General features: G+C 70.2%; 12 protein-coding genes. 4 read left to right on the top strand and 8 right to left on the bottom strand.

Annotation, left to right across the window (positions count from 1 at the left end; translation table 11 throughout):
- Nucleotides 1-34: 34 nt before the first annotated feature.
- The 4 genes from C469_RS15585 to C469_RS15570 form a co-directional block, all read right to left on the bottom strand.
- Nucleotides 35-364, bottom strand: a complete 330-nt coding sequence (locus C469_RS15585) for a hypothetical protein (protein ID WP_008008328.1) — start codon at nucleotides 362-364, stop codon at nucleotides 35-37.
- 54 nt (nucleotides 365-418) lie between these two features.
- Nucleotides 419-874, bottom strand: coding sequence for a hypothetical protein (locus tag C469_RS15580; RefSeq protein ID WP_008008326.1), 456 nt, complete (start codon nucleotides 872-874; stop codon nucleotides 419-421).
- A gap of 568 nt (nucleotides 875-1,442) precedes the next feature.
- A complete protein-coding gene (locus C469_RS15575) occupies nucleotides 1,443-1,994 on the bottom strand; it encodes a hypothetical protein (protein ID WP_008008324.1) in 552 nt (183 codons plus the stop codon).
- 75 nt (nucleotides 1,995-2,069) lie between these two features.
- A complete protein-coding gene (locus tag C469_RS15570; RefSeq protein ID WP_008008321.1) occupies nucleotides 2,070-2,414 on the bottom strand; it encodes a hypothetical protein in 345 nt (114 codons plus the stop codon).
- A 90-nt stretch (nucleotides 2,415-2,504) separates the two neighbouring features.
- Here C469_RS15570 and C469_RS15565 point away from each other — a divergent pair, with 90 nt between their 5' ends.
- Both C469_RS15565 and C469_RS15560 read left to right on the top strand, forming a co-directional pair.
- A complete protein-coding gene (locus tag C469_RS15565) occupies nucleotides 2,505-5,237 on the top strand; it encodes an AAA domain-containing protein (protein WP_008008319.1) in 2,733 nt (910 codons plus the stop codon).
- Between the two features lie 157 nt (nucleotides 5,238-5,394).
- Nucleotides 5,395-5,952, top strand: coding sequence for a diadenylate cyclase (locus C469_RS15560; protein WP_008008317.1), 558 nt, complete (start codon nucleotides 5,395-5,397; stop codon nucleotides 5,950-5,952).
- 119 nt (nucleotides 5,953-6,071) lie between these two features.
- Here the strand turns inward: C469_RS15560 and C469_RS15555 are convergent, their stop codons facing one another.
- Entirely contained in the window at nucleotides 6,072-6,788 is a 717-nt protein-coding gene (locus C469_RS15555; RefSeq protein ID WP_008008314.1) for a DUF47 domain-containing protein, read from the bottom strand.
- 105 nt (nucleotides 6,789-6,893) lie between these two features.
- The gene (locus tag C469_RS15550) at nucleotides 6,894-7,943 is read right to left on the bottom strand and encodes a phosphoribosylaminoimidazolesuccinocarboxamide synthase (protein WP_008008312.1); all 1,050 of its coding nucleotides are present in this window, start codon (nucleotides 7,941-7,943) and stop codon (nucleotides 6,894-6,896) included.
- Nucleotides 7,944-8,122: 179 nt separating this feature from the next.
- Here C469_RS15550 and C469_RS15545 point away from each other — a divergent pair, with 179 nt between their 5' ends.
- A complete protein-coding gene (locus tag C469_RS15545) occupies nucleotides 8,123-8,812 on the top strand; it encodes a tRNA (cytidine(56)-2'-O)-methyltransferase (protein WP_008008310.1) in 690 nt (229 codons plus the stop codon).
- A gap of 6 nt (nucleotides 8,813-8,818) precedes the next feature.
- Here C469_RS15545 and C469_RS15540 read toward each other — a convergent pair whose 3' ends face one another.
- Nucleotides 8,819-10,297, bottom strand: a complete 1,479-nt coding sequence (locus C469_RS15540) for an ATPase domain-containing protein (RefSeq protein ID WP_049911480.1) — start codon at nucleotides 10,295-10,297, stop codon at nucleotides 8,819-8,821.
- Nucleotides 10,298-10,371: 74 nt separating this feature from the next.
- Here C469_RS15540 and C469_RS15535 point away from each other — a divergent pair, with 74 nt between their 5' ends.
- Nucleotides 10,372-11,856, top strand: coding sequence for a PAS domain-containing protein (locus tag C469_RS15535; protein WP_008008306.1), 1,485 nt, complete (start codon nucleotides 10,372-10,374; stop codon nucleotides 11,854-11,856).
- Nucleotides 11,857-11,873: 17 nt separating this feature from the next.
- Here the strand turns inward: C469_RS15535 and C469_RS15530 are convergent, their stop codons facing one another.
- Nucleotides 11,874-12,959 carry a hypothetical protein gene (locus C469_RS15530; protein ID WP_008008304.1) on the bottom strand — a complete coding sequence of 362 codons (1,086 nt, stop codon included), beginning with the start codon at nucleotides 12,957-12,959 and terminating at the stop codon, nucleotides 11,874-11,876.
- Between the last annotated feature and the right edge of the window lie 83 nt (nucleotides 12,960-13,042).

The raw sequence follows: 13,042 nt of genomic DNA, 5'->3' as shown, positions 1-13,042 counted from the left end.
TCCGACCGTTCTCGCTCCCGCAGTAAGTGGTTTGTCAGTCGTCGGCGTCGGCGGCGACCGGCTCGACGTGGAACACGTACCCCTCGTACGCGTCCTCCAGGTTCACCGGGGACTCGGCGGCGGTGTGGTCCGCACAGAGGAACGCGGTCGCCTCCACGGCGCCCGCGCCGGTCTCCTCCTGGTACCGCTCGGTGACCGAGAACGCCACGGGCTCGGAACAGCCCCGGCGGTGGCACTCGGTCGGCGGGTCGGCGGTCGGCTCCAGCTCGTCGCCGCGCTCTCGGGCCTCCGAGATGTCTCGCTGGATCCGTCGGCGCTCCTCGTCGCGTGCCTGTTTGTCGCGCCCCGATTTGGTGTCCGCCATACGCCCACGTCGCGCCTCAGGGGCATAACGCTACGGTCGGGTCGGACTCCGAACCTACCAGAAGCCGCCGCCCGAATCGCCGCCCGACCCGTCGGGTCCCGACGGTCCTCCCGGTCCGCGCGGCCCGCTCGGGCGGGGGTCGGGGTCGATCGCCACGAGCTCCGACTCGGCGCGCGGGTCGACCTCGCGGCCCTCCTCGTAGCGCACGAACGAGAGGTAGAACGGCTCGCCGCAGCCGGGTCCCTCCGCGTCCGGCTCCCGATACGGCTCGTCGCCGCCCACGTCCGACCCCCGCACCCCGTCGCGCGGGTCCCAGTCGACGCCGTCGCTCTCGCCGCAGACGAACCGGACGCCGTCGGCGTCGTCGCCCTCGAACGGCGCCGTCGGCTCGACGTACGTCCACCCCTCGAGGGGGTACGGCGTCACCGACTTGTCCGCGAGGTAACCGTCGCGCTCCAGTCCGACGAGCGTCCCGCAGTGCGGACAGTAGTAGGTGACCGGGTAGCTCATGCGATCCGTACGGGCGTCATTTATAAAGGATCGTCGGCAGGTGTGCCGCCGACTCGGTTGCGATCGCTTATAAAGAACGGTGCGGTGGCGCGCGCCTGCGAGCGGTCGCCACCGGCGACCGCGAGGAGCCCGCGAGGGAGTCGGTCGCCCGAAGTGGAGCGAGGGCGGCCGACAGGGCGAGAGAGAAGCTCTCGCTTGCAACCGGCGCTACGCGCCGGTGACGAGGCTGGGGAGGCGTGAGGTGCGGAGCGGTGCTGTGCGGGGTGGGTCTCAAAGGGGCAGTCGCGAGGGCGGCGCAGGCGTTCACGAGAGCGTTGCTCTCGTGAGCCAATCAGAACGCAAAGCGTTCTGATGACGACGCAAGCACCGCAGGAACGAGCAACGCGAGTGACGAGGAGCCCAGCGAGCGTGCGCCGCCCTCGCGACTGGGGCTTTGGAGGTATTCACCGCGCGGAGTCATCGTGTAGGTATGGCCGAGCGGATGGGGCTTTGGAGGTCGTCACCGCCAAGAAGTCGATCGCGTATGAAAACCCGCCAGCGACACCACACTCGACTTATAAACGACCGATCAGTGGAACCCGCGGTCGACGTCGTCCTCGTCGATCAGGTCCTCGAGTTCGGCGGAGAGCAGCTCCTCGGCCTCCTCGAAGGTGTCCGAGAGCTCGTCGAGCTCGTCCGGGCGCCCGTCGAACTCGTAGTCCATCGGGCCGAACGCCGGCGAGTCGATCGCCTCCATCACGTCCTCGAACAGGTGGTCGGGGCTCGTGGGCGCCTCAGCGTGGACCTTCAGCGTCTCGCGCAGCCGCGTCGCGGCGTCCTTGGCCTGCTCCTCGTCCTCGGGCGGCGACTGCACCGCGAACCGCCCGGGCGACTCCTCGTTCGGGAGCAGGGGGTCGAGCTCGTCGTCGACCCGGCGGGCGATCTTCGTCCCCACCCCGCGGAGGTCGCGGGGGTTCTTCGCGTACGTCTTCAGGTGGTAGACGCCGACGTTCGGGTGGCCGAAGTAGAGGTCCTCGCCGAGCCCCTCGCGCCTGGAGCCGGCGACCGCGCGCCAGCCGTCGGGGTCGGTCGAGTCGCTCGCGACGTCGGCGAGGATGTCGTCCCAGTCTCGCACGCGCATGTCACCGTCTCTTTATAAATGAGCGCGCTTGAGCGTGTCGGTCGCGGCGGATCGGCACTCCGCCGAGTGCGCTTTTCACTCGCTCGCGTGCCGGTACCCCAGCCGCGCGAGCAGCGCCGTCCCGGCGACGAGGAAGACGAGGGAGAACGGCGTGACGGTGCCGACCGCGACGTCGACGACCCCCCAGAGCACGAGCCCGGCGTACAGCGCGGTCCGGAACCGGTCCGTGTCGAACCCCTCGACGGCGACGCCCCAGACCACGAGCGCCGCGATGTAGCCGTTGACGACCACGTCGCCGAGCGCGGCGAGTCCCTGCGTCTCCAGCCGCGCGACGCCGCTGACCGCGGACAGCACCGCCAGCGAGAGGACGAAGACGACGATCGCGGGACGCCCGTAGCGGTAGAGGGTCGAGTCGCTCATGCCGAAGCGTTCGAGTGTGCGCTTATAAATGGCTGCGGACGCGGCCGATCCCACCGACAGCGTTTTTCGAGGCCGCCGCCGATGACGGCCGTGAACGTTCGGGGGCCGATCCTCTCCGTCGGGGAGGCGCGGACGGTGTCGACGTCGTACGGCGATCGCGAGCTCCGCGAGCTGCGGATCCGGCCCGAGCGGGGCGCGGGCGACCCGGTCGACGTGACGCTGTGGGGGAAGTGGACCGAGACCGCCGAGCACGCCGAGCCGGGCATGGAGCTGCTCGTCACCGACGCCGAGGCGGACGAATTCGGCGGCGAGACGGGGTACGCCACCACGGGCGACTCGTGGGTCGTGCTCGAACCCGACTTCCTCGTCGACGTGACCGGGATCCGGTCGTGGGTGCAGTGCCCGCGGATGTACTACTTGAACAAGCTCTCCGGGATCCCGCTCAACTACCCCGTGGTCAAGGGGACCGTCGTCCACGAGGTGTTCGGCGACCTGCTGCGGGGGATGGAGTTGGAGGCGTCGGTCGTCGACCGCGTCGAGGAGGCCGGCCTCGAACTCGGCCTGCTGGGGTACGAGCCCGAGGAGGTCGCCGACGAGGTGCGCCGCAACGCCGCCGCGATCGAGGGGTGGCTCGCGCAGGGAACGCTCTCCGACGAGGACACGTGGCGGTCGGAGTTCACCCTCATCTCGCCGACGTTCGGCCTGAAAGGGCGCGCCGACGCGCTCCGCCGCGGGACCCCCGTCGAGCTGAAGACCGGGAAGAACACCAAGCGCGAGCCGCGCTTCCACGACAAGATTCAGGCGGCCTGCTACGCCCTGATGTTAGCGGAGCGCGGCGTCGACCCCGATATCGGCACCTTGCTGTACACGAAGAACACCGCCCTCGACCGCAACGAGGAGTCGGGCGACCTGGCCCCCGCCAAGGAGTTCTCCGTCGGCCGCGGCCTCCTCGAGTTCGTCGTCCGCGAGCGCAACGCCCTCGCGGCGATGGAGTGGCGCGCGCTCAACGATCCCGGCGAGCGCCCCACGGTCCCCACGGGGTACGAGGCCGACGCGAAGTGCCAGTACTGCTTCGAGCAGGACACCTGCATGGTCGTCTCCGGCCGCCTCGACCAGGAGTCGAAGGCCGGCTCGGTCGGGACGCCCGTTCCGGACGAGGAGCGCGACTACTTCGACCGGTTCTACGTCGCCTTAGAGGAGGAGCGCCGCGAGACCCACGCCGAGTACCGGAAGCTGTGGGAGCAGACCCCCGAGGAGCGCGCCGCGGACGACCGCGCGCTCATCGACCTCGAACCGGTCTCGCAGACCGAGATCGACGACGCCCGGTGGGAGCTCCGCGCCCGCAAGCCCGACGACGCCGTCTCGAAGCTCCGCGAGGGCGACGTTGCGCTCGCGAGCGACGGCGACCCCGTGACCGGCCACGGCGAGCTCGGCCGGATCACCGCGCTCGACGGCGACGCGGTCGTCGTCGAGACCGACGAGCCAGTCGAGCTCCGGCGGCTGGACGTGTACCCCTCCGAGATATCGGTCGACCGCTCGCTCACGGCGCTCCACGACGCGATCTTGAAAGGGAGCGAGTCGCGCAAGGATGTGCTGTTCGGGCGGCGCGAGCCGGCGTTCCGGGCGGAGAGCGAGCGACCGCCCGGCGCGACCGGGAGCGACGACGCCGACACCGGCGACGACCCCTCCGACGCCTACATCGACAACAACGACGCGCAGAACGAGGCCGTGCAACTGGCCGTCGACGCCGAGGACTGCGCGCTCATCCACGGGCCGCCGGGGACCGGCAAGACGTACACCATCGCGCGGGCGATCCGCGCGCTGGTCGCCGGGGGGAACCGGGTGTTGCTCTCGGCGTTCACGAACCGCGCGGTCGACAACGCGTTGGAGGCCCTGCGCGATCAGGGGTTCGACGACGTCCTCCGAGTGGGGACCGAGACCGGCGTCCGCGGCGACATGCAGGACGTGCGGCTCGTCCAGCGCGGCGACCCGAACGCGAAGGCCGCCGAGCTCCGCGACGCGCCGGTCGTCGCCGCCACCACCGCGGCCTGCGGCTCCCGCGTCCTCCGCGAGTGCGAGTTCGACGTGGCCCTGGTCGACGAGGCCTCGCAGCTCACGGAGCCCGGCACCCACGCCGCGATCAACCGCGCGGACCGGTTCGTGCTCGTGGGCGACCACGAGCAGCTCCCGCCGGTCGTGCGCGCGGAGAACGACCTCCGAATGTCCCTCTTCCAGCGGCTCATCGAGAAATATCCCGACGCGAGCGTCATGCTCGACCGCCAGTACCGGATGAGCCAGCGCATCCAGGCGTTCGCCTCCGCCGAGTTCTACGACGGAGCGCTCCGCCCGGCGACCCCCGAAGTGGCCGGTCAGACCCTCCGCGACCTCGGCGTCGACCCCGCCGCCCTCCCCGACGGGCTCGCGGGCGGCGTGAGCTTCGTCGACCCGGACGGGACCCGCGACGGAAACCGGAACGTCCGGGAGGCCGAGCGGGTCGCCGAAATCGTCGACGCCTACGTCGCCGCCGGCGTCGATCCGGACGACATCGGCGTCATCGCCCCGTTCCGCGCCCAGGTCGCGGAGATCGGTCGCCGGACCTCGGTTACCGTCGACACCGTCGACCGCTTCCAGGGCTCCTCGAAGGAGGTGATCGTCGTCTCGCTGGTCGCGACCGGCGACCTCGACGGCCCGATCTTCGAGGACCACCGCCGGATGAACGTCGCGCTCACGCGGGCGAAAAAGCAGCTGACGCTGGTCGGCGACGCAGACGCGCTCGCCTCCGAGCCGTTCTACGAGCGCCTGCTCGACTGGGCGCGGCGGTAGGCGGTCGACGGCCCGACTCGCCGCCTCTCGTCCGGTCGAACCTGCTCAAAATCGGAGCGGGGTCGGCGACCGAGTGCGGCGGTCGAGTGCAACAGCGCGGCGAGTTCGGCCCGAGGAGAGTTTAACCCTGTTCCACCGCTAGTGTCACGCGAGACGAATGGAAGAACTCGATCGGGTTTTGAAGAAGTACGCCACCAGCCAGGATCTCATGGACCGGATCCGATACGTGGCCGAGACACTGAGCCTGGAGTTCGACAAGTGGGACGACCAGTACGTGAGCGGTCCGAGTCTGTACTTTCTGGTCGTCGCCGAAACCGATTTCGAGGAGTACACCGACCCGCTCGGAGAGAACATCTGGCCGACCGACCGGTGTAAGATCGTCCTCGACTCGCCCGAGGGGTTTCGCCGGGTCGCCGAAGACGTCGCGTTCAGCCGGGACGGCGCGATCATCGTGACCGGAGACGGGACGATTCAAGAGCAGATGGTTCGCGTTCGGAGCCCCAACCACGCGGAAGTGGCGGGGGTCGCGGAGCTCGAGTACCCCGACTGGATGGGGACCAAACACATGAGCGCCCTGGAAACGTCGCTCCGAAAGAACGTCCTGTGGGCGGTCACGCTCAGCGAGGAGGACGGCCGCGTCACCACGTATCTCGACGGCACGTATCAGGACTATCCCCGCGGAGAGATCGGCGGCCGGTGGCGACCGGAGCAGTAGCGACGCCTCAACCGACACGCCTCGGTCGGTACACCTCGACCCGCACGCCACCGTCACCGCGTCGCGTTTCACGCCGCGCCGCGTCTGACGGAGGGGATCGCAGCGGGGCCGCCCGTTCTCTACTCTCCGTTCGCCTCCGGGTCCGCCTCGGTGACGATCCCCGGCTCCTTGCTCGCGATGACGACCATCCGGTCGGTGAGGTCCTCGATCGTGTTCGCGAGCTCGTCCAACAGGATCGCGAGCTCCCGGTAGACGAGCGGCTGGTCGACCGCGTCGTCGGCGAAGGCGGTCGCGATGGCGTCGTTGCGGAGCTCGTCGCACTCGCTCTCGAGGCCGCGGATCGCCTCGATCCCCTCCGTGAGGGTCTCGGTGGCGTCGCTGCGGGCGAGCCCGCGGACGAACCCCTCGACCACGCCGCCGAGGACCGCGGTCATCTCGACGATTCGGGTGGCCATCTCCCGCATGTCGCGGAAGGAGTCGCCGTCGGCGTCGGGCCGCATCATGGCCACCTCCTGAACGATCCGCTCGGTGTGGTTCGGAACCACGTCGAGCTCCTTATAAAAATCGAGCAGCGCGGACTCGTTGAAGTTGATCCGGGTGTTCAACAGGCCGATGTCGTCCGGACCGGCGTTGGTGATGGTCCCGGTGAGCTCCCGGACCAGCTCGTCGCACTCGCTCTCGATCGCGGCGATCTCGTCGACCGTCTCGCGGTACGGCCCGTCGCTCGCGTACTCGTCGAGGGCCCGCGGGAGGAGGGCGACGCAGTCGTCGATCCGATCGAGGTAGGCGGCGGTCTGGGCCTCGAGTCGCTCCCCGAAGTCGGCGTCGGTGGACATGTGCCGACCCACGCGCGTCGGGGCTAAAGAGGTTCCCTCGCGTGTCGTCGATCGTGAGGGTTCGGGCGTTCTCTCCGGTGTCCGCGGACGCACAGTCGCGCCCGGCTACAGCTCGTCGACCGCGTCGAGCGCCGCCTCGATGTCGGGGGCGTCGAACCACTCCCGGCCGGTGTAGGCGTTCGTGCCCGCCGCGTACAGCTCCGAGACCGCGTCGACGACCGCCGGTGGGAGCGGGTCGGGACCCGGTTCGCAGAGTTCGCGCCAGTCGTCGATGTCGCGCTCGGCGACCGCGTCCTTCGCCTCTTTGACGGCCGCGACCCACGCGGGGTCGTTCGCCTTGTACCACTGGCGGACGACCTCCTTCGAGATCCCGCGCCCGCCGTACGAGAATCGGTTCTCGTCGAAGGTCCCGACCACGTCGGCGACGCGGAGCTCGCCGTCCGCGTACAGGCACTCGATCTTCCCGTCCTCGTGGACGAAGCCGGCCGCCTCGGCGCGCTCGGTGACGACCCGGTTCACGTCGCGCGCGAGCGACTCGAGGGCGTCGACCTCGGCGGCGCCCGCGATCCGGTCGGCCTCCTCGCGGGTGAGGTAGCGGTCCTGCTGCTCGTACTTCGTCGAGAACTCCACGACCGGCTCGGGGAGGTCGACCGGCCCGTCGGGCCACGCGTCGGCGTCGATGTCGGACTCCTCGTCGAGTCCGAAATCGCCGGGGTCGGCGCGGCGGCGCAGGCTGGACCCGACCGGGACCCGGTTGCGGAAGACGACCTCCAGGGGAACGAGGTAGTGCTCCCCGCCCGCGGCGTGGAAGGCGTCGTAGTCGTAGCCCGCGTCGGGCCCTTTATAAGGGAGGTCCGGCACCTGCGTCAGGTCGATGGCCATCTCCGTCGGCGGGGCGGTCGCGTCGGCGAGGGGGACGGTCTCACCGGTCTCAGAATCTGTGACCCCCCGATAGTGAGTCGGGACGCCCTCGCCCTCTAGCAGTTCAAAGTTGAACGCGCCCATCGCACAGAGGCTCGCGCCCTTGTCGGGGATCGCGTCCGGCATCTGCCCCCAGTCGAACACCGAGTAGGCGTCCGTGAAGACGAACCGCCCCCGACCGAGCCCGTCGGCGGTCGCGGGGTCGTCGACGCGGAACTCCTTGACGCTCGTCATACCGCATCCGGCGACCGCCTCCCCCATGAATCTTTCACTTACGTGGTCACCTCGATCCGGTTTCGGCGAGTACGATCCACGATTGTGGCCACATTCGTGGCGAGCGCGCCGTCGAGAGCCGGGAGTCGCGGGCGACTCCGCATCGAAAGGACCACGCCGCTCGCGGGCGCACCGCCGGTATGCACGATGCGCGCGAGGTCGTCGTCCTCCGGTACGGTCACCGGCCGGGACGCGACGACCGCATGACGACGCACGTCGGGCTCACGGCCCGAGCGCTCGGCGCCGATCGGGTGATCTTCCCCGACAACGCCGGACAGTCGGCGGAGACGGTGCGGGACATCACCGACCGGTTCGGCGGCCCGTTCGCGGTCGAGCTCCGCGACGACCAGAAGGCGATCGTCCGGGACTTCGAGGGGGTCGTCGCGCACCTCACCATGTACGGCGAGCGCGTCCAAGACGCGGAAGGCGAGGTCCGCGAGGCGGTCGGGCTCGGCGGCGCGGACGCGACCGGCGGGGCGTCGACGCCCCGCGACCTCCTCGTCGTGGTCGGCGGCGAGAAGGTGCCGTGGGCGCTGTACGAGCGCGCCGACTTCAACGTGGGCGTGACGAACCAGCCGCACTCAGAGGTCGCGGGGCTCGCGGTGTTCCTCGACCGGCTGTTCGAGGGCGCGGAGCTGGACCGCGAGTGGGAGAACGCGGACCGACGGGTGCTGCCGGAGGCGACCGGAAAAACGGTCGTCGACGCCGGGGAGGACTCCGGAGACAACGCCGATTCCGGAGACAACGCCGATTCCGGAGACAACGCCGATTCCGGAGACAACGCCGATTCCGGAGACAACGCCGATTCCCGAGCCGGCACCCGCGACTGAGTCGCCCTACGAATCGCAGTCGTCCCGCTTCGACTCCCGATCGACGACCTCCGGGGTGCCGCTCAGGATGCCGCGCAGCTGCGACATCGGCTCGCCGACGGAGATCCCGTGTTCGGTGATCTTGAACTCGCGGATCGTCCGCTCGAAGTCGCTCGTCCGCTTTTTGAGGACGCCGATCGCCTTCCGAAGCTCGCCCTCGACCTCGAGGTGCCGGAGGAAGACGATGTTGTCCGCGAGGTAGCTGATGTTCCCCATCGTCGCTTGGAACTCCCCCGTGACGTTCCGCGTCTCGTCGATGAAAATCCCCGTCACGCCCGTGTTCTTGAGGTAGCGTCCCAGCGCGTGCATCTGCTGGAGCATCATGTCCTCGTCGCCCCGCAGCGTCAGCCGGTACCCGGAGATCCCGTCGATCATGACGATGTCGGCGTCGCGCTCCTCGACCTCGTCGCGGACCATCCGCGCGAACTCCTGTGGCGACTGCTCTAACGCCTCCACCTCGTTCACCTGCAGGGTCCCCCGCTCCAGCATCTCGTCGACCGGGATGTTGACCGCGCGCGATCGGGCGAGGAACGTCCCTCGGTTCTCCTCGAACAGGTAGATCACGGAGCGCTCACCCCGACCCGCGGCCTCCTTCATGAACTGCGTGCTCAGGGTCGTCTTCCCGACGCCGGTCGGCCCGCTCACGATGGTGACGGTGCCGCGCTCGATCCCGCCGTGGAGCAGCTCGTCGACCTCCGGGATCCCCGACGAGATCTGCTCGAACTCGGCGTCGCCGTCGCGCTGTCCGGGCTGGAGCGCGGGGTACACCTCGACGCCCGCGTCGGTGACCCGGTAGGCGTGATCGCCGCTCTGCGTGGGCGACCCGCGGAACTTCGGGACGCTGACCGTCTTGCCGTACTCCGCCGCGTCGAGCCGGATCGTCCCGTCCGTGATGAACTCGAGGTCGTCCGTCGGCAGCGACGCGGTGTTCTGGACGGTGAAGAGCACCGTCGCCTCCCGGTCTTTCAGGAAGCGCATGAACCCGACCACCTGCTTCCGGAACTGGTAGTCGTCGGACAACAGGAAGCGAAGCTGGGTCAGGGGGTCGACGACGACGCGGTCCGGATCGACCGCGGTCACGCCCTCGACGATCTCCTCGGTCAGCGGGTCCCGCTCGACCTCGGCGGGCTCGAACACCTCGTACGACTCGTCTTCGACGAACACGTCCGCGCTCGGACTCAGGTCGAGGAACTCGATCGCGTCCGTGTCGAAGCCAAGCGCGGCCGCGTTCGCCTTCAGGTCGCGGACGTCCTCTTCGAGGTTGATGAACAGCGCCGTCTCCCCCTCGTCGACGCCCTGCTGGAGGAAGTGGAAGCTCAGGATCGTCTTCCCGCTGCCGGCCTGGCCGCGGACCATGTAGCTCCGCTCCGAGACGAGTCCCCCCGACAGGATCTCGTCGAGTCCCGCCACGCCGGTCGACACCCGCCCCGGTAGTGGTGTTGACATCTTGTCGGTCCGTTCGACGACCGGTCACATAAATGGATAACTCTTAGTGGCTGTGCGGTCTCTTTCTACGAAATATGGGTACGGGTCCCGGCGAGGTCGCCGACGAGTCCGCACCCGACGCGATCGCCGGGTCCGGTGAGGCCGACCGAGTCCTGCTGTTCATGCGAGCGGGACGCGACCGCGAGCTGGTGGCAGAGACGCTGGGCGAGCGCTACCGGATCGAGACGGCGACCGACCCGGCCGCGCTCGACTCGGAGTTCGACTGCTGCGTGCTCGACGCGGCCGCGTTCAGGGGAGTCACCGAGGCGCTCGACCGGCGACGCGAACGCGCGGAACCGGTGTTTCTTCCCTTCGTGCTGCTGGTGCGAGACGCCGACACCGAGGCTCCGCGGGACCCGTGGGAGCGCGTCGACGACGTCGTCGAACTCCCGGTACAGCGGGGGGCGCTGCGGTCCCGCGTCGCCAACCTCGTCGAGCGGCGGCGCACCGCCCTCCGGCTCGCGGACCGGGAGCGGCGTCTGGAGGCGGTCGTCCGGGAGCTCCGGGAGAAGGAGCGGGCGATGGACGAGGCACCCGTGGGAATCACCCTCGCGGAGCCGGGAACCGAGAACAACCCGCTGACCTACCTCAACGAGGAGTTCGAGCGGCTCACCGGGTACGGCCCGGAGATGCTCGGGAAGGACTGTCGGTTCCTGCAAGGGGCGGAGACGAACACCGAGACGACGGCGGCGATCCGCGAGGCGATCGACGACGAGCGGCCGGTCTCCGTCGACGTCCTGAACTACCGCGCCAACGACCAGAAGTTCTGGAACCGGCTCACCGTCGCGCCGATCCGCGGCGAGGACGGGAGCGTGATCCGCTACGTCGGGTTCCAGACGAACATCACGGAGCGGAAGATCCGCGAGCGGCGACTGGAGGTGATGGGACGCGTGCTCAACCACAACCTCCGGAACAAGATGAACCTCATCGAGGGGTACACCGACCTCCTGCGGCGCGACCCCGGCGAGGAACAACGCCGGAAATCGCTCGACGTGATCGCGGAGACGACCGACGACCTGATGGGGATCGCGGAGGCGGTGCGGAAGATCGACCACACGCTCTCGAAGACCGAACCGGACGAGGCCGCCGTCGAGCTGCGCGACCGGCTGTCCGAGCTACTGAGCCGGATGACCGACCGGTACCCCGACGCGACGTTCGAGCTCTCGCTCCCCGAGGGCGACGACCTCCTCGACGTGAGCGTGCTCGGCCTCCAGACGGCGATCGAGGAGGCCGTGGAGAACGCGGTCAAACACAACCCCGCCCCGAACCCGACGGTCTGGATACGGGTCGAGCGCGCGGACGAGGGATGGATCGACATCGAGATCGAGGACGACGGGCCGGGGATCCCGGAACACGAGACCCACGTGCTCGAACGGGGCGAGACGTCGCTGAAGCACGCGGACCGCCTCGGGATCTGGCTGATGTACTGGGTCGTGAGCAAGGCGGGCGGCGAGTTCTCGGTGGAGTCGTCCGAGACGGGCGGAACGGTCCTCCGGATGGCCGTCCCGGCGCATCCCTGACCGCGCGGATCGGCGAGTCACAGCGTCCGCTTCGACCGGAGTCTGGCGAGCCGCGTCCGCGCCTCCTGCCGGCTCGTCCCCCGCACGCGACCGGTCTCGGCGTCCGCCATCGAGACGAGCGAGAGGCGGTCGAGGAGGGGCGGCCAGTCGGCGGCGCCCGCGGCGTCGCTGGCGAACGCGACCGCGTTGCCGAGCCCGTCGCGCTCGGCGGTCCCGACCCGGGCGACCGCCGTATCCGCGTCTCGCCGCCCGCCATCGACGTAGAGCCGGTCGCCGACGGCCGCCGGGAGCCACGCCGGGAGGAGCAGGAGCCAGAGCGCGACCCCGGCGACCGCGTACGCCCACGACGGGACCCGCTCGCGCTCCGGCTCGTACCCGTGGATCCGATTGACGCGGCGGTCCGCAGCCGTCCGCTCGCCGCGGCGCCCGACGAGCAGGGTCGCGAGGAGCGCCACCGTCTCGACCGCCCCGAGCGCGGGGAGCAGCGCGGTCGCGACGAGCGCCTCGCGGGTCCGGAGCCGGACGAGCGCGTGTCGGAGCGCCGCGTCCCGGTCGGCCTTCGGCAGCGAGAGCAGCCGGGTCGAGACGACGAGCCGCGAGCCGCGGTGGCCGTCGGCGACGGCGACGTTGGCGGCGTCGGCGCGGACGACCGTCACCTCGGGGGCGTCGACGCCCACCTCCTCCGCGAGGGTCGAGACGCGGTCGGCGACGAAGTCGGCGGGGCGGTCGCCGAGTTCGGCCTCGGGGAGTCGGGCGATCCGGCGGTCGACCACGATCGGACCGACGAGCGCGGAGCCGCCCAGACCGACGGCGACGGCGGCGACGAGCCCGCCGACAGCGCCCGGGCCGGCGACGCCGAGCCCGGCGGGCCCGAGGAGCGCGGCGACGGGGACCAGCGGGACGGCGGCGAGCAGGACGGGGACGGCGAGGAGCGCGAGCGCGCCGACGACCCGGCGGACCCGCGTTCCGACCGTCGGGGAACTGGGCGCCGGGGATTCGGACGCGACCGTCTGTACCGACCGCTCCGACCCCGCCGGCTCGTCCGAGCCCTCCGACTCCGCCGACTCGTTCGAACCCTCCCCCGTGCCGCCGGTCGATGCCATACGACCGTGTCGTGTCAGACGCGGGGTAAAGCTTTGCCGGAGGCGGTCGCGGTCGGGATCGGCGGTGACTGCCCGAGGCGGTC

The organism is Halorubrum lipolyticum DSM 21995, from assembly GCF_000337375.1.
GTDB lineage: Archaea > Halobacteriota > Halobacteria > Halobacteriales > Haloferacaceae > Halorubrum > Halorubrum lipolyticum.
This window is presented reverse-complemented; position numbering and strand designations above follow the sequence as displayed.

What these genes read in the sequence shown, in the direction of transcription:
- C469_RS15585 (WP_008008328.1), bottom strand. Translation starts at nt 364, where the DNA reads ATGGCGGACACCAAATCGGGGCGCGACAAACAGGCACGCGACGAGGAG.
- C469_RS15580 (WP_008008326.1), bottom strand. Translation starts at nt 874, where the DNA reads ATGAGCTACCCGGTCACCTACTACTGTCCGCACTGCGGGACGCTCGTC.
- C469_RS15575 (WP_008008324.1), bottom strand. Translation starts at nt 1,994, where the DNA reads ATGCGCGTGCGAGACTGGGACGACATCCTCGCCGACGTCGCGAGCGAC.
- C469_RS15570 (WP_008008321.1), bottom strand. Translation starts at nt 2,414, where the DNA reads ATGAGCGACTCGACCCTCTACCGCTACGGGCGTCCCGCGATCGTCGTC.
- C469_RS15560 (WP_008008317.1), top strand. Translation starts at nt 5,395, where the DNA reads ATGGAAGAACTCGATCGGGTTTTGAAGAAGTACGCCACCAGCCAGGAT.
- C469_RS15555 (WP_008008314.1), bottom strand. Translation starts at nt 6,788, where the DNA reads ATGTCCACCGACGCCGACTTCGGGGAGCGACTCGAGGCCCAGACCGCC.
- C469_RS15550 (WP_008008312.1), bottom strand. Translation starts at nt 7,943, where the DNA reads ATGACGAGCGTCAAGGAGTTCCGCGTCGACGACCCCGCGACCGCCGAC.
- C469_RS15545 (WP_008008310.1), top strand. Translation starts at nt 8,123, where the DNA reads ATGCACGATGCGCGCGAGGTCGTCGTCCTCCGGTACGGTCACCGGCCG.
- C469_RS15540 (WP_049911480.1), bottom strand. Translation starts at nt 10,297, where the DNA reads ATGTCAACACCACTACCGGGGCGGGTGTCGACCGGCGTGGCGGGACTC.
- C469_RS15535 (WP_008008306.1), top strand. Translation starts at nt 10,372, where the DNA reads ATGGGTACGGGTCCCGGCGAGGTCGCCGACGAGTCCGCACCCGACGCG.
- C469_RS15530 (WP_008008304.1), bottom strand. Translation starts at nt 12,959, where the DNA reads ATGGCATCGACCGGCGGCACGGGGGAGGGTTCGAACGAGTCGGCGGAG.